The following is a 21,494-nucleotide window of genomic DNA, read 5'->3' on the forward strand; positions in this document are numbered from 1 at the left end:
CAACGCCGTCTCGGTCATCGGCGACTCCCACTCGGAGGGCGCCACCACCGAGGTCACGACCGGCACCGGCTCGGGAACGGACGCCTGGACCACCGGCGAGGACTCGATCCTCGGCGGCACCCAGATCCTGCCCGACCTCTCCCTGCCGATCACGATCGGCGGCAACGCCGTCTCGGTCATCGGGGACTCCCACTCGGAGGGCTCGACCACGGTCGTGACGCCCGGCGGTCCGACGGACCCGGTCGACCCGGTCGACCCCGTCGACCCGACCGACCCCGTCGACCCGGTCGACCCCGTCGACCCGACCGACCCGACGACGCCCGGCACGCCGGGTGACGGCGGCGACTCGGGCACCACGGGCTCGAACGGCGCCGGCTCGACGGTCGCCTCGATGGGCACCACCGCGATCGCGAGCGGCTCCGGCTCGCTCGCCTCGACCGGCATCGACGCCGGGTTCTGGGAGCGGCTCGCGCTGTTCCTCCTGCTGACGGGCGGCCTGCTCGTCGGCGTGCGGCGGTTCGCACTGCGCCGCTGATCCGGTGACGGCCCGGCGCCGCCCTACCGGCGCCGGGTCCACCGTCGGCGGCTCGACCGCCCCACGATCCCCCGTGCCGCACATTCGGGCCGCGGCACGGTCGGTCGCGCCCGGGGGTCGCGACCGGACGGGGCGGTGGGACGTCGTCCCACCGCCCCGTCATTCCTGCGGTCCGCCTGCGGCGCCTCGGACTACGAGATCGAGTCGATCGCGAAGAGGGTCGTGGTGCCCGAGACCTCGTTCGCGACCGCGAGCATCGGCCCACCGGTCGGGCTCGCCTCCGCGGGGATGAAGGCCAGGCCCTCAGGTCCGAGGTCGCCCGCGTCCGAGAGCAGTTCCACGCCGTCGTCCTCGACCGAGACCGAGAAGTCGCGGTTGTTGAGGTAGGTGACGAAGCCGGATGCCGCCGGGTCGGTGATGTCGTAGACGATGACGCCGCCGACGCGCTCGAAGCCGATGAACGCGTACGTGCGTCCGTCGACCTCGCCGATCGCGAGGCTCTCCGGCTCCGGACCCTTGTCGTCGCTCCGTCCCTCGAGGTTCGACTCGCTGTGGTTGGAGTTGAAGAACTCCGGGGCGGCCTCGTGCGTGATGCGCTCGAAGTCCTCGCCGGAGTCGAAGACCTGCTCGCCGTCGGTCGTCCAGATCGAGAACGACCGCGACCCGAACGCGTAGAGCTCCTCGTAGCAGGTGCCGTCCTCGCTGAGGCCCATCGCGGTCGAGACGTTCAGTCGGCCGAGGTCGGCGTCGCCCGTGAGCGACGCGGCGGGGCTCGTCTCGCAGACGGGCGCGAGGCCGTCGTCGCCGAGGTCCTTCACGCGGGCCGGCTCGACGTAGTCGCCCCACTCGCGAGCGTCGCCCTCGTTCGCCGTGACGAGGTAGGTCTCGCCCGCCGCCTCGTACGCCACGAGGCCGTCGGGCAGGTACATGCCCTTCAGCCCATCGAAGGTGCGGATGCCGAAGGTCGGCGCGCCCTGCGGGTCGCGGTCCGACGGGTCGATGCCGTGGCCGGGCTCGGAGTGGTCGACGAACCCGAGCGGCAGGATCTCGTCCACGGTCGCCATGTCGAGGTCCACGACGGCGACGGCGTTCGCCTCCTGCAGCGCGACGTAGGCGGTGTCGCCGACCACGGCGACGTACTCGGGCTCGAGGTTGCGCGAGACCGGGAGGTCGGCCTCGGGCGCCGGGCCGAAGACGCGCACGTCGTCGGCGAGGGTCTTCGAACCGCCGACCTCGAACTCGTGGAAGTCCGCGGAGCGGACGTCCGCCTGGGTCGCGGCCGACACCGTGCCGGGCAGGTCGATCACCGAGACCGTTCCCTCCGGGTCGCTCGAGAAGTCGTCGGCGGGCTCGCCCTCGTTCGCGACGACTGCGCGGGTTCCGTCCTCGGAGATCGCGACCATGTCGGGCAGCGAACCGACCTCGACCGAGCCGAGCACGCGGGGCTTCCTCTTCGTCGCGTCGAAGAAGACGATGCTGCCGGGAGCGGTCTTGTCGTCCGCGTCCTCGATCGCGACGACGCCTAGGCCGTCGGCCCTGATCGCGACGGAGTTGGCGATGCCGTCGCCCTGCACCTCGCCGACCTTCTTCGGCTTCGACGGCTTCTTCACGTCGAGGACGTCGACGAGCCCGGCCTGGGCGTTGACGACGTAGAGCCGCCCGTCGTACGACGCGACGATCTCGGCCGCGGACTCGTCGAACACGCCGGTCTCGTAGCTGCCGACGGGTGAGAGGGTCAGCGCGGCGCCGTCGGCGACGACCTCGACGGGTGCGTCGACGATGGCGGTGCGGACGGGCAGTGCGACGGCCGGGGCTGCGGCGAGGCAGCCCGCGACGACGGCACCCACGAGGATCGGCGCTGCGGCGCGCCGGATGCGAGGTCGGGTGGAGAGCATGGATCACCTTCGGTCTGAGGACACGGGACGGCCCTCACTCTCGTCCCGCCCGACGAACCCCGGATTGCCGGAAGGTGAACGTTCGCTCCGTTTCAGACGACCGCGGCGAGCACGCTCTGGTCGGGAACGGGCGTGCGGGCGAGCGAGCCCCACGCGCGTGCGAGCGCCTGCACCGCGGCATCCGTCGTCTCGGCGTCGTAGCAGATCGGGAGGCGCAGGAACCGTTCGAAGGCGCCGTCGATGCCGAAGCGCGGCCCGGCCGCGACGATCAGGCCCTGCGTGCGCGCGGCCAGCGCGAGCTGCGAGCTCACGGGCGCGCCCAGGCCGACCCACGTCGCGATGCCGCCGTCGACGTGCGGCACGTGCCAGCCGGGGAACGCGTCGGCGAGCCGGCGCTCGAGGTGGTCGCGGCCGGCGCGGAGCTGCTCGCGGCGCAGGTCGAGGATGTCGTCCATCCGGTCCAGCAGGCGCGCGACCATGAGCTGCTCGAGGATCGGCGTGCCGAGGTCGCCGGGCGAGCGGACCGCGAGGAGCCGCCGGATGAGGGGCCGATCGGCGCGGATCCAGCCGACCCGGATGCCGCCCCAGACGGTCTTGCCGACCGAGCCGACCATGACCGCGGGGCCGTACGCGGCGAGCGGCTGGAGCTCGAGCCCGCGGTCGATGTCGAGCTCGGCCGTGGTCTCGTCGGCGATGACGACCGTGCCCTGGCGGGCGGCCGCATCGAGCACGCGCTCGCGCGCCTCGGCGTCGAGGGACCGCCCGGTCGGATTGTGGAAGTCGGGCATGAGGTAGGCCGCGACGGGGTTCGCGTGGCCCATCGCGCGCACGAGGTCGCCCGCCTCGTCGCCCGCGCCGAATCCGTCGGGGCCGACGTCGTGCGGCGACGTGGCGACGGTGACGAGGCGCGCGCCCGCGGCGCGGAGGGCCTCGTAGGCGTGCGGGTAGGTCGGGGCCTCGATGAGCGCGCGGTCGCCGCGACCGACGAGCGCGCGGGAGAGCAGCGCGATGGCGTGCTGCGCGCCGAGCGTGACCATCACCTGCTCCGGATCGGTCCGGAGGCCGCGGGCGGTGTAGCGCTCGGCGATGGCGGTGTGCAGCTGCGGGATGCCGATCGGGTCGAAGCCCGAGTCGCCGAGGTGCGCGGGGAGGTCTTCGACGGCCTCGCGCGCGACCTCGGGCAGCCAGGGCAGCGCGGCCAGGGCGGCCTTGGAGAAGTCGACGTAGTCGGCCGCGGGCGGCACGGGGAGCACGGCGGGGGCGCCGGGCAGGCGGGCGACGCTTCCGGAGCCGCGGATGCTGCGGAGCATCCGCTGCTCGCGGAGCTCGCGGTACGCGGCCGTGACCGTCGTGCGGCTGAGCCCGAGACGTTCGGCGAGGTCGCGCTCGGCGGGCAGTCGCGTGTCGACGGGGATGCGGCCGTCGAGCATGAGGAGGCGGATGCGGTCGGCGAGCGCCCGGTAGACGCTGCCGCCGTCGCCGCGCCAGGCGCCGAGGAGGTTCTCGAGGGCGCGGGCGCTCAGGGTGGCTTCCATGGTGCGGGCCACTTTAGGCGAATTGGCTTCTTGCCGAAAGGCCAATTCAAGGATTGGATTGCCATCATGTCGTTCCGACTCCCTCGCACCACCGACCCGGCGCCCGTGTTCGGGCGCCGCCTCGTGCAGCTGCTCGTCGGCCTGTACCTGTACGGGCTCGGCATCGCGCTGATCGTCCGCGGCGAGCTCGGCGTCGCCCCGTGGGACGTGCTCACGCAGGGCATCGCGAAGCAGACCGGCCTCGGCTTCGGCCTCATCACGGTCATCACGAGCGGCATCGTGCTGCTGCTGTGGATCCCGATCCGGCAGAAGCCGGGCTTCGGCACCCTCATGAACGCCGTGCTCGTCGGCCCCTTCGCCGACCTCTCGCTCTGGATGATCCCCACCGGCCTCGACCTCTGGCTCCGGATCGTCATGCTCTTCGGCGGCATCGTCGTGCTCGCCGCGGCCACCGGCCTCTACATCGGCGCCCACTTCGGCCCCGGCCCGCGCGACGGGCTCATGACCGGCCTGCACCGCCGGACCGGATGGAGGATCTGGATCGTACGCACGGGCATCGAGGTGACGGTCCTCGTCACCGGGTTCCTGCTCGGCGGCAACGTCGGCATCGGCACGCTCGCGTTCGCGCTGCTCATCGGCCCGCTCTGCGGGTGGACGATCCCGCTCTTCGCGGTGCGCCGCGGCCCTGCCGTCCGTCGCGGGGCTCGGGCTCGGGACCTCCCGCACCCCGCCACGGGCGCCACCCCCGCGCAGGCCTGACGCCGGCCCGGCGTACGCGTAGCGAGTCAAGCCCCGATTCGGGGGATGCGGAGAACGCACTCCGCACTGCTACCGTGTGCGCCAGCCGTCGTGGATCGGGGTCGCTCCAATCCGCGTGCACCCCTCGCGACGAGAGCAGAAGGGGGAAGACATGCGCACACGAACCATCGCCGTCTGGGCGACCGGTCTGGCGGTGATCGGCTCGATCGGCCTCGCGGCCCCGGCCACGGCGGCCGAGTCCGGACCCAGCGCCAACGCGTCGTGCGTCGGGCAGATCTTCGTGCCACAGGCGACCGGCGACCCTGGCGCGATCGCGATGCGGATCGCCGAGATCCGCGGCTTCGCCGGCACCGGCTTCGGACCGGCGATCGCCGGCCTGGCCTCCCGGTGCGACGTCGGTTGACGCACGCTCGCTGAGTCCTCGCTCCACCGGTGCGGGCGGATGCCGCGGGGCCATTCCCCCGCGGCATCCGTCGTGTCACGCCGCGTGCGCGCCAGCGCCTACAGGTTCGCCTCCGCGAACACCGTCAGCGCGTCGCGCACGAACGTCGCGCCCTGCTCGCCGCCGTAGTTGGCCGCGAAGCGCGGGTCGGCGACGTACATGTCGCCGAGACCCAGCACGTACGCCCTGACGTCGCCGCCGGGCGTGCCCGCGGGCGTGCCGGGGATGCCCGTCAGCCACTCGACGTGGCGCTTCGCGAGCGCCTGCGCCTCCGCGGAGTCCGGCGCGACGCCCGACTCGGCGGCGGCGGCCCAGTCGCGGCCGAGCGCGGCGCTGCGCTCCTTCCACGCGGCACGCTCGTCGTCGCGCATGCCGCGCCACCAGCGGTCGCCGGCCGCGAACGCGTCGGCGCCCCAGCGCTCCTCGACCTCCTCGCGGTACTGCGTGTGGTCGAAGCCGTCCAGCATGTCCTTCGCCATGATCTCCTCACCTCCCTCCAATGCCTCGATCGTCCGTTCGACCGACGCGACCTGGCGCGCCAGCCGGTCCTGTTCGTGCCGGAGCCATCCGAGGTGCCCCTCGAGGGCCCTGGCCTCGCCGGTCTGCCCGGCGAGCACGTCGGCGATCGCCGGCAGCCCGAGGCCGAGCTCGCGCAGCAGCAGGATGCGCTGCAGGCGCACGAGCGCCGCCCGGTCGTAGTACCGGTAGCCGTTGCCGCCGATGCGACTCGGCGGCAACAGGCCGAGGTCGTCGTAGTGCCGCAGCGTCCGGCTCGTCGTGCCGGCGAGCTTCGCGATCTCCTGGATCGACCAGTCCATGCCATGCCTCCTCTCGTGTCCGGCGGATCGTCGCGGTCCCACGGTAGAACTTGACGTAGCGTCAAGGTCAAGCGGATGCTTCGTGGTCGCCGCAGCCGGGTCGAAACGCGATATATCTTGACTTGCTCTCAAACGCGATATATCGTGATCTCGAATCGTCCATCAGAAGGAGCACGCACATGGCCATCGAGAAGTGGGTCGTGAACCCCGGGGAGAGCCGGGTCATCGACCTCGAACTCGTCCGCAAGCTCAAGGTCGGCCTCATCGGGGGCAAGGTCGACGTCATCGCGCACGACGAACCCGGCGCGCGCGTCGAGGTGTCGAACGTCACCGGGAAGGACCTGATGATCCGGATCGACGGCGACTCCCTCGAGATCGACCACCCGCAGCTGCGGTGGGACAACTTCCTCGAGGTCTTCAAGGGCTTCACGGGCAGCGCCAAGGCCGAGGTGTCGATCCTCGCGCCGCGGCACGTCGCGATGAAGCTCGGCGTGGTCTCGGGCGACGCGCTCGTGTCGGGCTTCGACAACGACGGCAGGTTCAGCTCGGTCTCGGGCGACCTCGTCATCGACAACCACGCGGGCGACGTCGAGTGCTCGAGCGTCTCGGGCGAGATCTCGGTCGGCGACCACACCGGCAAGGTCACCGCGCACACGGTCTCGGGCGACGTGACCGTCACCGGCGAGGTGGGCACGTTCAACGTCGACACGGTGTCCGGCGACATGGTGCTCGACGCGAAGGGCACGCCGAGCCGCGTCGACACGAACAGCGTCTCGGGCGACCTCACGCTGCGCTTCGATCCCGGCAGCGGCGCCCGTTACCGCGTGAACACGGTGAGCGGCAGGCTGCTGCTCGACGACGCGCAGATCAAGGGCACGTTGGGCAAGGGCTTCGAGCGCGTCACGGGCGAGCTCGAGGGCACGTGGCTCGACCTCGGCGCGAACAGCGTGTCGGGCAGCATCTCGGTGATCCGGCGCCAGCCGGCGACGGCTCCCGCCGATTCCGGCGAGGCCTCGGCATGAACCCGCCGGTGTTCGCCCACGGCAACCTGCGCCTCTACCTGCTCGCCCTGCTCGAGGAGCAGCCCCGTCACGGGTACGAGCTGATCCAGGCCCTGTCCGACCGGTTCGGCGGCACGTACTCGCCGAGCGCCGGCACGATCTACCCGCGCCTCGCCAAGCTCGAGGAGGAGGGGCTCGTGAGCAAGCGCACCGACGGACGCAAGTCGGTGTACGAGATCACCGAGGCCGGCCGCGCCGAGCTCGAGTCCCGCCGGCACGAGCTCGACGCCATCGAGGACGACATGACCGACTCGATCCGTCGCCTCGCCGACGGCGTCCGCGCCGAGGTCGACTCGGCCATGCGCACGCTCCGGGCCGAACTGGCGAGCGCCGCGCGCGAGGCGCGCAAGGCCGCGACCACCGAGCCGGCGACCCCGCAGCCGACCGCCGAGTCGACGCGGGCCATGCACGAGGCCGACCTCGCCATCACCGAGTTCCGCCAGCAGATCCGGCTCGAGCTGCGCAGCCAGGCCAACCGGGGCCGGGTGAGCGCCGACACGGTGTCGCTGCTTCGCACCCGGCTCGCCGACGTGCGCGCCGAGGTCCTGCGGGAGCTCGCCCAGCGATAAGCACCCACCCGACCGGAAACGCATGAGAATCCGGCCGACACATGCGCGTGCGGCGCCATCTGGCGGATTCTCATGTGCGGGAGACGCCGCCCGAGCGGATGCGGCGGCATCCGCCCGCGTCGAGGGCATGACGGATGTCGGCGGCATCCGCTTGCATGAGGGCATGACGGATGTCGCGCTGCGCCCCTGGTCCGAGGGCGACCTCGACCTGCTGCGGCGCAACAACGCGCCCGAGCTCATGGAGCACCTCGGCGGCCCCGAGACCGACGAGAAGGTCGTCTCACGCCACGAGCGATACCTGCGCGGATGGCGCGACGGCTCGTCGCAGATGTACGCGATCGTGACGCCGGAGCATCCGGAGGGCGTCGGCGCGATCGGGTTCTGGCCGCGCGACGAAGGCGGGCGGGCGCTGTTCGAGGTCGGCTGGACCGTGCAGGCCGCGTTCCAGGGGCGCGGGTACGCGCGGGCCGCGCTCGCGCTCGTGATCGACGAGGCCGGCGCCGCCGACGCCGCGCGGCCGATCGCCGCCTACCCGCGCGTCGACAACGAAGCGTCGATCGCGCTCTGCCGCCGGGCCGGGTTCGTGCTCGAGGGCGTCGAGGAGTTCGAGTACCCGAAGGGCACCTGGCTCGCGTCGAACGTGTGGGTGCTGCCCGCCCCGGGGCCGGCCACGGCGTAGCCTCGACGGGTGCCCCCCTCCCTCGCGGTCTTCGTCGGCGGTCTCGCCGGCACGGGCCTGCGCCTCGCGCTCGACACCGTGCTGCCGCACGCCGACGACGGCTTCCCGTGGTCGACGTTGATCGCGAACCTCGTGGGCACGTTCGCGCTCGGCTGGCTCGCCGGCGGGCTCTGGACGAGGCCGGCGATCCCACCCTGGCTCAAGGCGGGCATCGGCTCCGGCCTCATCGGCTCGTTCACGACGCTCTCGGCCGTCATGGGCGCGGTCGCGATCCTCGACCGCGAGGAGGCGACGGCGCTCGCCGCGCTCTACCTCGGCGTGTCGCTCGTGGCGGGACTCGCGCTCGCGGCAGCCGGCCTCAAGCTCGGCTCGGCGATCGCGCACCGGCCGATGCCGACCGAGGTCACGGACGACGGAGCGACGCTGTGAGCGCGCTCGTCGCCGCATCGGTGCTGGTCGCCGGCGCCGTGGGCGCCGTCATCCGGTACCTGCTCTCGAAGGCGTACCCGGTCCGACCCGGGCACCTGCCGGGCGGCATCCTCGTGGTCAACGTCGTGGGGTCCGGCCTCGCCGGCGCCGTCATCGGGCTCGCCGAGCGCGCCGCCGTCTCCGACGACGTGCGGCTCGTGCTCGTCACCGGGTTCTGCGGCGGGCTCACGACGTTCAGCACGTGGTGCGTCGAGACGATCGAGCTCGCCGACGGCGGGCGCTGGCGCGCGGCCATCCTCAACGTGCTGGTCACGCTCGCACTCGGCATCGGCGCCGCACTCGGCCTCTACCTGCTCGTGCGCTGACGGCGCGAGATGCCGCTAGATCATCGCCATGATCTGGCGCGCGATCATCCGGCCGGCGCGGCTCGCGCCGATCGTCGAGGCCTGCGGTCCGTAGCCGGCGAGGAAGATCCGCGGATCGTGCCAGGCGGCACCCTGCCCGACGGTGACGCCGCCGGCCTTCTCGCGGAGCCTCAGCGGGGAGAGGTGACGCAACTCGGGCCGGAAGCCCGTGGCCCAGATGATCGCATCCGCCTTCGCCTCGCTGCCGTCGGACCAGACCACGCGGTCGGCCTCGATGCGGTCGAACATCGGCTTGGCGACGAGCAGGCCCCGATCGATGCCGGCCGCGATGCGGCGGTTCTTCGGCACGCCCGTGCCGCTCACGATCGACGGCAGCGCGCGGCCCGCGCGGGCGGCCTCGTCCTGCCGCGACACCGCGGCCGATGCGCCCTCGAGGTCGAGCTCCTGCCGGTCGAGCCAGTCGATCGGTCGGCGCGACACCCAGGTGAGGCCGGATGCCACGCCCTCGAGCTCGAGCATGAAGCCGATGGCCGAGGTCCCGCCACCGACGACTATCACGTTCTCGTCGCGGAAGTCCTCGGCCGACGCGAAGTCGGACGTGTGCAGGTGACGGCCGCGGAAGTCGCCCATGCCCGGGTAGTACGGCACGAACGGCGACCCCCACGTGCCCGTGGCGTTGACGAGGAACTGGGCTCGCAGCTCGCCGCGCGGCGCGGGCGGCGGCGCCGCCGCCTCGAACGTCTTGCGTCGACGGCCGAAGAAGCCGCGGCTCTTCAGCTCCTCGACGGGCTGCGGGCTGAGGTCCTCGTACTCGATGCGCAGGTCGACGCCGTCGTTGGTGATGCGCCGGACGTCGACCGGGCGGTGCACGTTCAGCCGGTAGTGCTCCTCGAACCTGCCGTAGTAGTCCGCGACGACCTCCTTGGCCGGAAGCGTGCGGTCGGCGGTCTCGAAGCTGATGCCGAGCTCCCCCATGCCCGGCAGGTCGTTCACCTTGTGCGCCGTTCCCAGGCGCAGGGACGACCAACGATGCTGCCACGCGCCACCCGGTCCGGGGGCGCGATCGAGCATGACGAAGTCCTCGTCGGCGACGAGTTCGAAGCGTCGCAGGTAAAAGGCGACAGACAGCCCCGCCTGTCCGGCACCGATCACCGCGACCTTCACGCGGTCGGGGATCGCATCCACCCCACCATCCCACCATGTCCGGAGGGGTGCTCCGGGCCACTTCGCGGCGTCCACAGGGCCTCCACAGCGCCGCCGTGGCATCCGATCGGCCCCTGAGGCGGTGGTAAACTACCAGCCGGGATTGTTCATATCAAAGAGCCGGGTGACGTCCATCCCATCCGGCCAGACGTCGTAAGGGGGTCACGCATGGGGCGCGGCCGTCAGAAAGCCAAGCACACCAAGGTCGCTCGGGAGCTGAAGTACTTCAGCCCGGCCACCGACTACAGCGCGCTCGAGCGCGAGCTCACGGCTTCGCATGACCACACCGACGAAGAGATGTCGAAGTGGGCGGAATACGCCGACGACGACTCCTACGTCCACGACGACGGGTCCCACCGCTCCTGATCATCCCCGGCTGAGCGGCGCACCCCAGCGGTCGCCGTTCCGGGTTCTCCGCGTGCCCGCGCGATCGCCCCGCGTCCCGGCGGCGCGGTCGCGGCGCGCGCGTCAGCCCCGGAGCATCCGCCTGAGCCCGAGGCCCGTCACGAGCGCCATCGTGACCGCCATGAGCACACCGGATGCCGCGAAGAGGGCGAACACGACCGGTGCGGGCGTGCCCACGTCGACGATCGGCGACGGCGCGAACGTGAACGGCAGGCCCGCGAGCCAGGCGACCATGCCGAGCGGCACCCACCGCCATGCGCGCGGGACGCCGACCGCGGCGAGAACGGGCCACTGCGCGAGCGGGATGCTCGCGAGCAGCCCGAGCCCGCCGATCCCGACGAGCATCCACGTCGTCGGCAGCGCCCAGTCGACCGCGACCCCGAGGTCGGCGAGCGTCGAGGGCAGCATCCCGATGGCCCAGGCGGCGGATGCCGCGCCCGCCGTCACCGCGACCCACCGGCCGACCGGCACCGCGGCCGGTCCGCCGCGCAGCCCGAGGGACTGGCCGAGGCCCAGCAGGGCCCCCTCTCCCGCGCCGAAGGCGACCAGCAGGAACCAGGCGGACCACCCCGAGAGCTCGGCGGCGTCGGCGAGCGCGAAGCCCGTCACCGGAACCAGGAAGCCGACGCTCTCGCCGAGCACCGTGCCGACGACCCAGCGGGCGAGCCGGAACGTGCGCGCCGCGGCAGGAGCCTCGGTCCGAGCCGGGGAGATGTCGCTCACACCGCCGACGCTAGTTCCCGCGGCGACGCCGTCTCACGGCCGATGGTCCCCCGGGCACCAGCTCGGGCTCGGGCTCCGGACGCTCAGCCGTCCGACTGCGCCGCGCGCCACTCGGCCGTGGCCTCCGCGAACCGCTCGAGCTCGTCGAGCGTGCCGCCCGCGGTGATCGCCCGCAGGACGACCTCGTCGACCACGCCGTCGTAGGCGTGCAGGGCGGACTCGCCGTTGATCGTCGCGTCGATCGGCTGCACGCCGAGGCGGGCGAAGTTGGCCGCGTACGACACGTACGAGCCGTACCGGTCGGCCTCCTTCTGCAGGGCCGCGCGGGCGGCGCCGTCGGAGATCGTGCGCACGTAGAACACCCCGCGCACTCGCCCGGCGCGCGCGCCGGCGTCTCGTCGCAGGTCGTCCATGGCGTCGGCCGCTGCGGCGGGCGTCAGCCAGTTCAGCACGACGGCATCGGCGAGCTCGGCCGCGAGCCGCCGCATCCGCGGCCCGAGGGCGCCGACCGCGATGCCCGCGTCGGTGCGACCGCGGAGCTCTGCGACGGCGTCGGCCATCGCGCCGACGGGGTGGTGCGTGCCGCCCGATCCGATGCCGATCGTCGTGCGCTCGGCCGGGATGCCGGCGAGGTCGAGGTTCGCAACCGGGCGACGGTCGATCGGGATCACGCCCGTCGCGAGTCGGAGACGCTCGGTCGACGCGGCGACCACGCGCAGGCCCGCGAGCGAGTCACCGCCCGGGACGTCGTTCAGCCAGAGCCCGTCGAAGCCGAGGCGCTCGATCCGTGGGGCGAGCGCCCGCAGCGTCTCCGAAGACGTGGTGCCCGGGAGCCCGATCGAGACGGCGGCGCGCATGCGATCAGCCCGCGTAGCCGCCGACGAGGCGGACCGCGCCGCCGTCCACGCCCTTGGCGCCCTGCTCCCAGCCGGATGCCGCGGCGTCGCGCTCGCCGGTCGAGACCGTGCCGACCTGCCAGGCGGGCAGGCCGAGCGTGCCGAGCTCGGCGATGACGGATGCCGCGGCATCCGCTGCGACGACCGCGAAGAAGCCGATGCCGAGGTTCCAGGTGCCCTCGGTCGACTCGAGCGTCGTGCCCGCGAGGTCGTTCAGCACGCGGAACACGGGCTGCGGCGACCAGGTCGAGCGGTCGACCTCGACCCATGAACCGCGCGGCAGCACGCGCGCGAGGTTCGCGGCGATCCCGCCGCCGGTGACGTGCGAGAGCGAGTGCACGGCCGTGCCGAGGGTGTCGTGGGCGAGGAGGCGCACGAGCGGTCCGGAGTAGAGGCGCGTGGGCTCGAGGAGCGCCTCGCCCCACGTCGTGCCGAGGTCGGCCGAGGCATCCGCGTACGAGAGCTTCGCGTTCGAGAGGATGTGCCGGACCAGGGAGTAGCCGTTGGAGTGCAGGCCCGACGACTCGATCGCGACGACGACGTCGCCGTCTCGCACGCGCTCGGCGCCGAGGGCGCGGTCGGCTTCGACCACGCCCACCGCGGCACCCGCGACGTCGTAGTCGTCGACGCCCATGAGGCCGGGGTGCTCGGCGGTCTCGCCGCCGACGAGCGCCGTGCCGGTCTCGGCGCACGCTCGCGCGATTCCCGTGACGATCGCCGCGATGCGGTCGGGCACGACCTTGCCGCAGGCGATGTAGTCCGTCATGAAGAGCGGGGTCGCGCCGACCACCACGATGTCGTCGACGACCATGCCCACCAGGTCTTGGCCGATCGTGTCGTGGATGTCGAGCGCCTGCGCGATCGCGATCTTGGTGCCGACGCCGTCGGTCGAGGTCGCGAGCAGGGGGCGCGCGTAGTCCTTCGCGAACGAGAGGTCGTAGAGGCCGGCGAAGCCGCCGACCCCGCCGAGCACGTTCGGGCCGTGCGTGTTCGCGACCGCTTCCTTCATCAGCTCGACGGCGAGGTCGCCGGCGGCGGTGTCGACTCCGGCAGCGGCATAGGACGAGTTCGCGCTCACCCGACAAGGGTACCCGCGCGGCGCGCGCCGCTCGGGCCCGCTGTCGGAGGCCGGCGGTAGAATCCGTGCATGCACGCGGGTGCCACGCCATCGTGGGTGATTCGCGAGAATGCGAGCACCGGAGCCCTCCTCGCCCTCTACCTGCGGGAGGTGCTCGGCGTCGCGTCGCCCGCCGAACTTCCGCGGCTCCGCGACGTGGGGCGCATCGGCCCCGAGGGCTCGCGCGACGTCGACGCGCACGACACCCTCGAGAAGCAGTGGCGCGAGTGGTGGTCGATGACCATCGAGCCCGAGGCGCACCCGTCGCCGGTGCCGCTCGAGCTCGTCGAGGAGTTCGGCACCGCCGTCGCGCTTCCCGTCACCGGCGCAAAGGCGCTCGCGGCCGCCATCCGCCCGCACGCCGAGGCCGGACTCGCCTGGGCCGAGTGGGCGCACGAGCGCTACCGCACGGCCTCCGCCGCCCGCTCGGGCGACACCTACCGCGCCTACGCGGGCTCGATCGCCGAGCACGAGCGCGAGGTCGGCCGGCGCGCGCACTCGTTCGAGTTGAACGTCGAGGTGCTGCCGCTCGCGGCATCCGGCATCTGGTGGATCGGCGAGAAGACCGTCGCCGTCACCGACTCGCTGCGATCGGATGCCGCGGCGTTCGACGACGCGATCCACCCGATCATCGCCGAGCTGGCCTGAGAGAGGTTCGTCACCGTGTCCGGGCCGGGCGCGCCCGATCGAGCACGACGGCCGCCGTCAGCAGCACGGTCCCGGCTGCGGCGAGCGCGAGGTCGAGCGAGCGGAGGATCACCCCGAGCAGCGGGACGAGCGCGAGCACGGCGGCGACCAGGATCGCCGCGGTCGACGGAGCGCGCGACCCGGCCGGGGCGGCCTCGACGAATCGCTCGAATCGGGCGAGCGGTGACGAGATGAGCCACACGACGACGAGCACGAGGGCGAACACGGCCGGGCGTCCGAGCCACCACGCGGCATCCGTCGGCGCCGGCGCGAGGCCGGGCAGGAGGAGCGTGGCGCCCGCGACGACGACGATCACCGGCATGTGCCAGAGGTAGAGCGTCAGCGCCCGGCTCGCCACGAAGGACACGGCGGCCCGCACCGATCGGGAGGCCATGAGCCGCCCGAGCGCGGGGTGGAACAGGGTGAGCAGGCTCATCTGGGCGATGCCGAGCAGCATGAGCGAGACGGTCGGCGGGTCGAGGTTGGTCAGCATGTTCGGCGCGTGCCAACCCGCGACGACCCCCAGCCAGGCCAGCGCGTAGGCCGCGACCGCGATGGCCGCGAGCTGCAGACGCGAGCGCCGGCCGAACCATCCGTCGGCGTACCAGAACCCGAGCTGCTGCACGAAGGCGCCGACGAAGAGGAGGTCGATCAGTCCGACCTCGCGGCTTCCCGTCGCGAAGCGGGCGAGGTCGACGATCGCGGCGGCCGCGGCGAGCGCGACGAGCGTGCCGCGCGGCGCGCGCTCGTGCAGCGCGAGGAGCCACGGCACGAGGCACTGCACGAGGAGGTACGCGGCGAGGAACCAGAGCGGCACCCCGATGCCCGCCGCGATCGTGTCGCGCAGCGCGGGGTCGGCGCCGGCGAACGTCGCGATGACGAGCGCGGTCGTGACGACGGCGAACAGCGGAAGCGCCGGCGCCGCCAGCCGCAACGTGCGGGAGCGGACGAAGTCGGCGGCCGTGTCGCCCAGCGCGCGGCGGCGACGCCACGAGGTCGCGGCGGTGAAGCCGCCGAGCGCGAAGAACAGCGGCATGACCTGCCCGACCCAGGTCGCCGCGACGAACCACGGCTGCTCCTCGACGGGGCGGGACAGCACGATCCGACCCGACGGGTCGAGGCCGGCGCCGACCATGAGGAGGTGCGCCACCACGACCAGGAGGATGCACGCGACCCGGGCGAGGTCGACGACCGGGTCGCGCAGCACCGACGTCGCGGCCGGCACCGGACCGCGCACGGGCTCCTCCAGCGCACGGGTCTCCTCGTCGTCGCCCACGGCACCATCATGGCCGCCCGGCTGCGCAGAGCGCACCATCCACGCGTGGCAGACTCGATCGCATGAGCATCTGGTTCGGCGAGCCCTCACTGGAGTGGGCGAACTCGCGCGGCGAGCACGCCCTGATCCGCGCCCTCGGCATCGAGATGACCGAGATCACCGAGGGGTCGTTGAAGGGGCGGATGCCGGTGGACCACCGGACGCGCCAGCCGGCGGGCGTGCTGCACGGCGGAGCATCCGTCGCCCTCGCCGAGACGCTCGCGAGCTGGGGCGCGTCGTTCACGGTGGACCCCGCGCAGTACTACTGCGTCGGGATGGAGATCAACGCGAACCACGTCCGCCCGGTCTCCGAGGGGTGGGTGCACGCGGAGGCGAGCCCGATCACGCGCGGCCGCACGACGCAGGTCTGGGACATCCGCATCACCGACGAGCAGGGGCGCCTCGTGTGCGTCTCGCGGTGCACCATGGCGGTGCTGCCGACGCCGTCGCAGTACTGACGCGGGCCGATCGCCGCGTATGTTGGGGCCGTGAAGCCGTTCGTGCTCCTCGCCACCCGCGCAGAGGACCAGCCCGCCGACGAGGAGTACGCCCTCTTCCTCCGCGGCACCGGGCTCGACGAACCCGACCTGATCCGCGTGCGGCTCGAGGCCGAGCGGATGCCTCAGCTCGACCTCGACGCACTGTCGGGCATCTTCGTCGGCGGCGGCCCGTTCAACGCCTCCGACCCGGCGGAGCGGAAGTCGGCGGTCCAGCACCGCGTGGAGGCCGAGTTCGCGACGCTGCTCGACGAGGTCGTCGCCCGCGACTTCCCGTTCCTCGGCGCCTGCTACGGCGTCGGTACCGTCGGCGCGCACCAGGGCGCGGTGATCGACGCGACGTACGCCGAGAAGATCGGGGTCGTGCCGGTCACGTTGACGGATGCGGGCGCGGCCGACCCGTTGATGGCCGGCCTGCCGGAGACGTTCAACGCGTTCGTCGGCCACAAGGAGGCGATCAGCGTGCTGCCGCCGTCGGCGACGCTCCTGGGGTCGTCGCCGACGTGCCCGGTGCAGGTCTTCCGCGTCGGCTCCAACGTCTACGCGACGCAGTTCCACCCCGAGCTCGACCTCGAGGGCATCCAGGTCCGCATCCGCGCCTACGCGAGCTACGGCTACTTCGCGGCCGACGAACTCGAGTTCACGCTCGCGGCGGCGGCCCGCGCGGTCGTGTCGGAGCCGAGCCGGATGCTGCGGACCTTCGTCGAGCTGCACGCGCGGTAGCGGCGCGCGCCGCGCGCGGCGCACTGCCGCCGCATGAGAATCCGCCGCACGAGTCGCCTCAGCCGCCCGTCACCCGGATCCTCATGCGTCGGGTCGTTTCGTCAGGACGATGCGAACACCTCGCGCAGGACGGGCCATGCGGCCGCGCGGACGAACACCGGGATCCGGTCGATCGGCACGTCGACGCGGATCGTCGCGTCGCCGTCGAGCCGCTCGCCGCTCCACGCGTCCACCCAATCGCCGGGCGGCAACGCGACCTCGTGCTCGGTATCGCCGTCCGAGAGCACGGGCGAGACGAACAGGTCGCGGCCGAGGAACCACTGGAGCGGATGGCTCCACGCCGTCTCGAGCCCGGGGTGGTCGAAGTACACCGGGCGCATGAGCGGCGCCGAGGTCCGGACGCTCTCGGCGGCCTCGGCCGCGAGGTACGGCACGAGGCGCTCGCGCAGTTGCGCGAAGGATCGGAACACCGGCAGCACCCGATCGTCGCCCGTCTGCTCCGCGATGTTCCACGGCGTGCGGTCGCGCACCGGTCGGCGGTGGTGGTTGAACTCCGAGTGGTACTGCATGATCGGCACGAACGTCGAGGCGGCCGTCGCGCGGAGGTACAGCTCGGCGCTCGGCAGCGGGCCCGAGAAGCCCGCGAGATCCCACCCCCAGTAGAGGATGCCGCTTGCCGCCGCCGAGAGCCCGGCGAACATGGACCAGCGGAACGCCTCCCAGGTCGAGTTCTCGTCGCCGGCCCAGAAGGCGCCGTGCGCCTGCGACCCCGTGAAGCCCGCGCGGCTGAACGTCACGGGCGCCTTGCCCGCCGAGCGCAGCAGGTCGCCGTAGGCCTTCGCATAGGCGACCGGGAACACGTTGTTCCCCTCGTCGCCGCGCGTGCCGTCGAGGTAGGCGAGCTCCCGGCCCCACGCGTGCTCGCCGCCATCCGTCTTGAAGCCGTCGATGCCGACCTCCTCGACGAGGTAGCGACGCTTCTCGGTCCACCACCGCGCGGCCCGCTCGTCGGTGAGGTCGGGCATCGTCGACAGCGGGAACCACCAGCCGCGGTTGCGGTACGGCCGCAGCTGGCCGCGCGCGTCCGGCTCGCGGATCAGCACGCCCTCGCGATCGGCGGCGAGCGCGTCGGCGCGGGCCTGGCCGGTCGGGTGCGGGCGCGCCTTCAGCAGCGGGATCTGCCAGAGATGCACGCGGATGCCGCGGACGTGCAGGTCGTCGACCATGCCCTTCGGGTCGGGCCACGCGCCGTCCGCCGGGAAGTCGAAGTCGGCGAGCCGGTGCGGTGCGCCGTCCTCGGTCACCTCGTAGCGGGCGTCGCGGAACGCGGTGAAGGTGCGCTCGTCGCTCCACGCCTCGATGACGACCGAGCCGACGGGCACGTCGTGCTCGCGGTGCAGGTCCATCTGCCGCACGACCTCGGCCTGCGTGTTCCACTCGTTGCCGCTCGCCCACAGCCGGAAAACCCAGTCGGGCAGCTCCTCGGGGCGGCCGACCTCCGCGAGGAAGGCGTCGAGCACGGCCCGCGGATCGCCGTCGTAGAACGCGACCGTCACGGCGGGCTCGCCGGCCGCGGCATCCGTTTCGGCCTCGACGACCAGTCGATCGGGGTCGCTCGCGCCGACGTCGAACCACACGCGGCGCGAGGTGCGCACGTGGAAGCCCCACCCCGCGCCGCCCACGACGTGCGCGAACGGCATCGGGAGGTACGTCTTCCGCTCGGCGCCCTGCGACTTGTACTGCTCGAACACGACCGAGTCGAGCTCGGTGCCGCGGTGGTCGAGTGCGTCGAAGCGCTCGCCGAAGCCCGTGACGTGCTCGCCGTCGGCGAGCGGCAGCGCGAAGCGGATGCGGCGAACCCGCACGCCGTCGGTCAGCACCTGCACGCTGCCCGGGATGACGCGGCGAGCGCCGTCGGTCGCGACGACGTGGTCGGGCGCATCGCGCCAACCCGAGGCGACGGTCTCGAAGCGGCGCGTGCGCTGGATGCCGCCGTCGGCCATGCGTCCGACGAAGCGGTAGCGGATGGCGCTGCCCGCCTCCGGCGCCGGGACCTCGACCGCCCAGCCGCCCGCGCTGCGGGCGAGCCGCGCCTGCGCGGACGCGAGGTGCCCGCCGTCGATCGCCTGGCCGCGGGACGTGCGCGCGACGCGCGCGAGCGGGAGCCGTTCGGTGCGGCGGGAGCCCGCGGCATCCGTCGTCTCGAGCTCGACCTCGACGGACTCGACGTCGGGCGTCGTGCGGACGCCGAGGCGGAGGGGCGCGCCGGCGACGGGGTCGAGCGGCCAGCGCTGCTCGGTGTCGATCGAGTACGGGTGGCCGGAGCCGAACGGGCGGTGGCGGATCATGCGGAGGTCTCCTGCGGTGCGGGGGCGGTGGCGCCGTCGAGCTCGACGGCGAGGCGGATGAGCATGGCGTGGCTCCAGAGCAGCGGATCGGCCGACGTGCCCCACCGCTCGACCCACTCGTCGACGCGCGAGGCGTCGAGGAGGTGGCGTTCGACCTGCTCGGGCATCGAGCCGTCGGGCCCGGCCGTGCTCGCCGCCCACGCGAGCAGTGCGCGCGCCCGGTCGGGGTCGCCGGCGCGCGCGTGCGCGAGCCCGAGGAAGCACGAGAGCAGGGGCCACTGGCCGCCGCCGAAGTAGGTGTCGCCGAGGAAGCGGTGCACGCCGCCGTCGACGGCGAGGTCGCGTTCGATCGCGGCGATCGTGGCGGTGCCGAGTGCGGATGCCGCCGGCACGACGTCCATGACCCCGACGACCGCGGCGAGGCTCGCGTCCACCGCCGTCGACCCGACCCACTTGGAGAGGTGGCCGTCCGCGACGCCGCGCGCCCGGATGAACGCCTCGACCTCGTCGGCGGTCGAGGCCGCGAGCGCGGCACGCGCGTCGTCGAGGACGCCGAGCGTCGCCGCCGCACGGAGCCCGGCCGCGATGCAGCCGAGTGTCGACACGTGCACGTGCTCGGCGTGCTCCTCCCACCAGTCGAAGCAGGGCCGCTGCCACGATGAGGCGAGGTAGTCGACCGTGAGCGCGATCGACGGCGCCCAGCGCGCGGCATCCGCCCCATGATTGCGGACGTGCTCGGCGACGGCCCAGACCCAGGTGCCGTAGCCGTCGAGCTGGAAGTCCCACCACTCGTCGTCGCCGGCGCGGCCGTCGAAGGTGAAGCGCGTGGGCAGCATCGCGGCGTCCTCGACCGGCGCGCCGGCCCGGGCCGCGGCCGCGATCGCGCCGATCTCGTCGCGACGCGACTCGAGCACCCGGGCGCACCAGTCGAAGAACCGCTCGGCCGACTCGGCTCGGCCGTACGCCGACATCGCATCGGCGATGAACGCGCCGTCGCGGAACCAGCTGTACCCGGCGTACGCCGAGAACGTGGGGCTCGCGGGGTAGGCGCCGCCGGCGTCCTGGAGCGACGAGATGAGGTCGGCGCTCGAGGCGACGAGCGCGGCGAGACCGGTCTGCTCGGCGGCGCGGTCGGTCGTGGGAAGGGTCATCGTGGTGCTGCCTTCGTGCGTCGTGGATGGGCGGGGCCGGGCGCGTGGACGCCCGGCCCCGAGTTGGTGCGAGCGGTCAGCCGCCGATCGCGGCGTTGATGCGCTCCTCGGCGGAGTCGAGGGCCTCCTGGACGCTCTTGCGACCGGCCTGCGCCTCGACGAGCTCCTCGGTCATGATGTCCTGCATCTCCTGCTGGCCTTCGGCGACCACGGGCGGCAGGGCGACGTTCTCGAGCGAGTCGAACACGGCCTGGCGGTTCTCGGGGCTGCCGAGCGTCAGGTAGCTGTCGAGCGCGGCCTCGTCGGAGGTCGCCGGCAGCTCCCAGCCCGCATCGAGGCGGGTCTGGACCATGACGTCGCTCGAGGTGAGGTACTCGGCGAACGCCGCGGCGGCCTCCTGGTGCTCCGAGCCGGCCGAGACGCCGACCGCGTTCGAGAAGAGGGCGCTCGCCTGCTGCGTGTTGCCCGGCTCGACCGCGATGTCCCAGCCGAACGGCACATCGGCGAACGCGCCGAACATCCAGATGCCCGTGTGCAACATCGCGAGCTTTCCGTCGAGGAACAGGTTGGTGTCGAAGTCGGGCGTGCCCTGGCCGTCCTCGATGGTGGGCATGACCGTGCCGCTCTTGCCGACGAGCCACTCGGCCGCCTCGACGCCCTCGGGCGTGTTGAACGCGACCTCGGTGCCGTCCTCGTTCAGGAACTCGCCGCCGTTCTGCGCGAGCACCTTGTAGTACTCGTAGAAGCTCACGGGCTGGTGGTCGCCCCAGACGCCCGCGCCCTCGTCGGTGAGCTCCTCGGCCGCGGCCTGCTCGTCGGCCCACGTCCAGTCGGCGGTCGGCGTCTCGACGCCCGCGGCCTCGAAGAGGTCGGCGTTGTAGAACAGCACGACGGTCGAGAACGAGCTGGGCAGTGCGTACTGCGTGCCATCCGCCTGGTACGCCTCGAGCACGCTCTCGCGGTACGCCGACGGGTCCTCGGGATCGAGCTCTGCGAGCACGCCGTTCGCCTGGTACTGCGCGAAGTTCGCGTACTCGATGTCGAACACGTCCGACACGGTGCCCGCGGCGAGGTCGGTCTGCAGCGCCGTGCCGTAGTCGGCGTAGGGCAGCGTCGTGACCTCGACGGTGATGTCGGGGTTCTCCTCCTCGAACGCGTCGACGATGGCCTGGAGGTTCTCCTCGTTGCCGCCGTTCGAGATGAAGTTCGTGTACGTGATCGTGACGGGGCCGTCGGCCTCGGTCGACGAGTCGCCGGCCGAGCAGCCGGTCAGGGCGAGTGCGGTGGCGGCGACGATGCCGACGCCGGCCAGTGCTGTGGTCCTCATGGTGCGTATCTCCTT

General features: G+C 72.8%; 22 protein-coding genes and 1 pseudogene. 12 read left to right on the forward strand and 11 right to left on the reverse strand.

The window, feature by feature from the left end; genetic code table 11:
• Nucleotides 1-535 (forward strand): annotated as a pseudogene (locus GLX25_RS10210) (chaplin family protein); the annotation flags it as partial.
• Between the two features lie 191 nt (nucleotides 536-726).
• On the opposite strand, the gene GLX25_RS10215 reads toward GLX25_RS10210, so the two are convergent.
• Together GLX25_RS10215 and yczR are read right to left on the reverse strand one after the other, a co-directional pair.
• On the reverse strand, nucleotides 727-2,430 hold the full coding sequence (locus tag GLX25_RS10215) for a choice-of-anchor I family protein (protein WP_155842400.1): 1,704 nt from the start codon (nucleotides 2,428-2,430) through the stop codon (nucleotides 727-729).
• Nucleotides 2,431-2,522: 92 nt separating this feature from the next.
• The gene (gene yczR, locus GLX25_RS10220) at nucleotides 2,523-3,965 is read right to left on the reverse strand and encodes a MocR-like transcription factor YczR (RefSeq protein WP_155842401.1); all 1,443 of its coding nucleotides are present in this window, start codon (nucleotides 3,963-3,965) and stop codon (nucleotides 2,523-2,525) included.
• Nucleotides 3,966-4,031: 66 nt separating this feature from the next.
• Here yczR and yczE point away from each other — a divergent pair, with 66 nt between their 5' ends.
• Together yczE and GLX25_RS10230 are read left to right on the forward strand one after the other, a co-directional pair.
• Nucleotides 4,032-4,724 (forward strand): membrane protein YczE, encoded by a 693-nt coding sequence (gene yczE / locus GLX25_RS10225; protein ID WP_205719866.1) that lies wholly within the window; start codon nucleotides 4,032-4,034, stop codon nucleotides 4,722-4,724.
• 151 nt (nucleotides 4,725-4,875) lie between these two features.
• Nucleotides 4,876-5,127 (forward strand): hypothetical protein, encoded by a 252-nt coding sequence (locus GLX25_RS10230; protein ID WP_155842402.1) that lies wholly within the window; start codon nucleotides 4,876-4,878, stop codon nucleotides 5,125-5,127.
• Between the two features lie 98 nt (nucleotides 5,128-5,225).
• Here GLX25_RS10230 and GLX25_RS10235 read toward each other — a convergent pair whose 3' ends face one another.
• Nucleotides 5,226-5,984: a MerR family transcriptional regulator gene (locus tag GLX25_RS10235; RefSeq protein ID WP_155842403.1), complete on the reverse strand. Its 759-nt coding sequence runs from the start codon at nucleotides 5,982-5,984 to the stop codon at nucleotides 5,226-5,228.
• A gap of 179 nt (nucleotides 5,985-6,163) precedes the next feature.
• Here GLX25_RS10235 and GLX25_RS10240 point away from each other — a divergent pair, with 179 nt between their 5' ends.
• The 5 genes from GLX25_RS10240 (at nucleotide 6,164) to crcB (ending at nucleotide 9,087) form a co-directional block, all read left to right on the forward strand.
• Nucleotides 6,164-7,006: a DUF4097 family beta strand repeat-containing protein gene (locus GLX25_RS10240; protein WP_155842404.1), complete on the forward strand. Its 843-nt coding sequence runs from the start codon at nucleotides 6,164-6,166 to the stop codon at nucleotides 7,004-7,006.
• Complete coding sequence (locus GLX25_RS10245) at nucleotides 7,003-7,614, forward strand: PadR family transcriptional regulator (protein WP_155842405.1); 612 nt, start codon at nucleotides 7,003-7,005, stop codon at nucleotides 7,612-7,614. Before GLX25_RS10240 ends, GLX25_RS10245 begins: the two co-directional genes overlap by 4 nt.
• A 127-nt stretch (nucleotides 7,615-7,741) precedes the next feature.
• Nucleotides 7,742-8,293 carry a GNAT family N-acetyltransferase gene (locus GLX25_RS10250; protein WP_205719867.1) on the forward strand — a complete coding sequence of 184 codons (552 nt, stop codon included), beginning with the start codon at nucleotides 7,742-7,744 and terminating at the stop codon, nucleotides 8,291-8,293.
• Nucleotides 8,294-8,302: 9 nt separating this feature from the next.
• Entirely contained in the window at nucleotides 8,303-8,722 is a 420-nt protein-coding gene (locus tag GLX25_RS10255; protein WP_166548698.1) for a FluC/FEX family fluoride channel, read from the forward strand.
• Nucleotides 8,719-9,087 (forward strand): fluoride efflux transporter CrcB, encoded by a 369-nt coding sequence (gene crcB, locus GLX25_RS10260; RefSeq protein ID WP_166548699.1) that lies wholly within the window; start codon nucleotides 8,719-8,721, stop codon nucleotides 9,085-9,087. The genes GLX25_RS10255 and crcB overlap by 4 nt, the downstream gene beginning before the upstream one ends.
• A gap of 15 nt (nucleotides 9,088-9,102) precedes the next feature.
• Here crcB and GLX25_RS10265 read toward each other — a convergent pair whose 3' ends face one another.
• Complete coding sequence (locus tag GLX25_RS10265) at nucleotides 9,103-10,272, reverse strand: NAD(P)-binding domain-containing protein (RefSeq protein WP_271192577.1); 1,170 nt, start codon at nucleotides 10,270-10,272, stop codon at nucleotides 9,103-9,105.
• A gap of 186 nt (nucleotides 10,273-10,458) precedes the next feature.
• Between GLX25_RS10265 and GLX25_RS10270 the strand changes: the two genes are divergently transcribed.
• Nucleotides 10,459-10,656 carry a DUF3073 domain-containing protein gene (locus GLX25_RS10270; RefSeq protein WP_155050705.1) on the forward strand — a complete coding sequence of 66 codons (198 nt, stop codon included), beginning with the start codon at nucleotides 10,459-10,461 and terminating at the stop codon, nucleotides 10,654-10,656.
• 102 nt (nucleotides 10,657-10,758) lie between these two features.
• Here the strand turns inward: GLX25_RS10270 and GLX25_RS10275 are convergent, their stop codons facing one another.
• The 3 genes from GLX25_RS10275 to purM all read right to left on the reverse strand — a co-directional run bounded on the left by GLX25_RS10275 (nucleotide 10,759) and on the right by purM (nucleotide 13,392).
• A complete protein-coding gene (locus GLX25_RS10275) occupies nucleotides 10,759-11,418 on the reverse strand; it encodes a hypothetical protein (protein ID WP_205719868.1) in 660 nt (219 codons plus the stop codon).
• A gap of 83 nt (nucleotides 11,419-11,501) precedes the next feature.
• Nucleotides 11,502-12,275, reverse strand: a complete 774-nt coding sequence (locus GLX25_RS10280) for an LLM class flavin-dependent oxidoreductase (protein ID WP_155842407.1) — start codon at nucleotides 12,273-12,275, stop codon at nucleotides 11,502-11,504.
• A gap of 4 nt (nucleotides 12,276-12,279) precedes the next feature.
• A complete protein-coding gene (purM, locus tag GLX25_RS10285) occupies nucleotides 12,280-13,392 on the reverse strand; it encodes a phosphoribosylformylglycinamidine cyclo-ligase (RefSeq protein WP_166548700.1) in 1,113 nt (370 codons plus the stop codon).
• A 69-nt stretch (nucleotides 13,393-13,461) separates the two neighbouring features.
• Between purM and GLX25_RS10290 the strand changes: the two genes are divergently transcribed.
• Nucleotides 13,462-14,079 (forward strand): zinc-binding alcohol dehydrogenase, encoded by a 618-nt coding sequence (locus GLX25_RS10290; RefSeq protein WP_155842408.1) that lies wholly within the window; start codon nucleotides 13,462-13,464, stop codon nucleotides 14,077-14,079.
• 10 nt (nucleotides 14,080-14,089) lie between these two features.
• On the opposite strand, the gene GLX25_RS10295 is transcribed toward GLX25_RS10290, so the two are convergent.
• On the reverse strand, nucleotides 14,090-15,394 hold the full coding sequence (locus GLX25_RS10295) for an acyltransferase family protein (RefSeq protein ID WP_271192578.1): 1,305 nt from the start codon (nucleotides 15,392-15,394) through the stop codon (nucleotides 14,090-14,092).
• A 62-nt stretch (nucleotides 15,395-15,456) separates the two neighbouring features.
• Here GLX25_RS10295 and GLX25_RS10300 point away from each other — a divergent pair, with 62 nt between their 5' ends.
• Complete coding sequence (locus tag GLX25_RS10300) at nucleotides 15,457-15,891, forward strand: hotdog fold thioesterase (RefSeq protein WP_155842410.1); 435 nt, start codon at nucleotides 15,457-15,459, stop codon at nucleotides 15,889-15,891.
• 30 nt (nucleotides 15,892-15,921) lie between these two features.
• Nucleotides 15,922-16,653 carry a glutamine amidotransferase gene (locus tag GLX25_RS10305; RefSeq protein WP_166548701.1) on the forward strand — a complete coding sequence of 244 codons (732 nt, stop codon included), beginning with the start codon at nucleotides 15,922-15,924 and terminating at the stop codon, nucleotides 16,651-16,653.
• Nucleotides 16,654-16,754: 101 nt separating this feature from the next.
• Here GLX25_RS10305 and GLX25_RS10310 read toward each other — a convergent pair whose 3' ends face one another.
• The 3 genes from GLX25_RS10310 to GLX25_RS10320 form a co-directional block, all read right to left on the reverse strand.
• Nucleotides 16,755-19,001 (reverse strand): glycoside hydrolase family 31 protein, encoded by a 2,247-nt coding sequence (locus GLX25_RS10310; protein WP_155842411.1) that lies wholly within the window; start codon nucleotides 18,999-19,001, stop codon nucleotides 16,755-16,757.
• Nucleotides 18,998-20,152: a glycoside hydrolase family 15 protein gene (locus GLX25_RS10315; protein WP_155842412.1), complete on the reverse strand. Its 1,155-nt coding sequence runs from the start codon at nucleotides 20,150-20,152 to the stop codon at nucleotides 18,998-19,000. Before GLX25_RS10315 ends, GLX25_RS10310 begins: the two co-directional genes overlap by 4 nt.
• A gap of 76 nt (nucleotides 20,153-20,228) precedes the next feature.
• Entirely contained in the window at nucleotides 20,229-21,479 is a 1,251-nt protein-coding gene (locus GLX25_RS10320; protein WP_155842413.1) for an ABC transporter substrate-binding protein, read from the reverse strand.
• Nucleotides 21,480-21,494 lie beyond the last annotated feature (15 nt).

The organism is Agromyces luteolus (genome assembly GCF_009729855.1).
GTDB lineage: Bacteria > Actinomycetota > Actinomycetes > Actinomycetales > Microbacteriaceae > Agromyces > Agromyces luteolus.

Bases quoted from the DNA above. Each gene is read 5' to 3' on its own strand.
- GLX25_RS10270 (WP_155050705.1), top strand. From the start codon at position 10,459: ATGGGGCGCGGCCGTCAGAAAGCCAAGCACACCAAGGTCGCTCGGGAG.
- GLX25_RS10290 (WP_155842408.1), top strand. From the start codon at position 13,462: ATGCACGCGGGTGCCACGCCATCGTGGGTGATTCGCGAGAATGCGAGC.
- GLX25_RS10315 (WP_155842412.1), bottom strand. From the start codon at position 20,152: ATGACCCTTCCCACGACCGACCGCGCCGCCGAGCAGACCGGTCTCGCC.
- yczR (WP_155842401.1), bottom strand. From the start codon at position 3,965: ATGGAAGCCACCCTGAGCGCCCGCGCCCTCGAGAACCTCCTCGGCGCC.
- GLX25_RS10250 (WP_205719867.1), top strand. From the start codon at position 7,742: ATGACGGATGTCGGCGGCATCCGCTTGCATGAGGGCATGACGGATGTC.
- GLX25_RS10215 (WP_155842400.1), bottom strand. From the start codon at position 2,430: ATGCTCTCCACCCGACCTCGCATCCGGCGCGCCGCAGCGCCGATCCTC.
- GLX25_RS10235 (WP_155842403.1), bottom strand. From the start codon at position 5,984: ATGGACTGGTCGATCCAGGAGATCGCGAAGCTCGCCGGCACGACGAGC.
- GLX25_RS10230 (WP_155842402.1), top strand. From the start codon at position 4,876: ATGCGCACACGAACCATCGCCGTCTGGGCGACCGGTCTGGCGGTGATC.
- GLX25_RS10245 (WP_155842405.1), top strand. From the start codon at position 7,003: ATGAACCCGCCGGTGTTCGCCCACGGCAACCTGCGCCTCTACCTGCTC.
- yczE (WP_205719866.1), top strand. From the start codon at position 4,032: ATGTCGTTCCGACTCCCTCGCACCACCGACCCGGCGCCCGTGTTCGGG.
- GLX25_RS10240 (WP_155842404.1), top strand. From the start codon at position 6,164: ATGGCCATCGAGAAGTGGGTCGTGAACCCCGGGGAGAGCCGGGTCATC.
- GLX25_RS10320 (WP_155842413.1), bottom strand. From the start codon at position 21,479: ATGAGGACCACAGCACTGGCCGGCGTCGGCATCGTCGCCGCCACCGCA.
- GLX25_RS10280 (WP_155842407.1), bottom strand. From the start codon at position 12,275: ATGCGCGCCGCCGTCTCGATCGGGCTCCCGGGCACCACGTCTTCGGAG.
- GLX25_RS10310 (WP_155842411.1), bottom strand. From the start codon at position 19,001: ATGATCCGCCACCGCCCGTTCGGCTCCGGCCACCCGTACTCGATCGAC.
- GLX25_RS10300 (WP_155842410.1), top strand. From the start codon at position 15,457: ATGAGCATCTGGTTCGGCGAGCCCTCACTGGAGTGGGCGAACTCGCGC.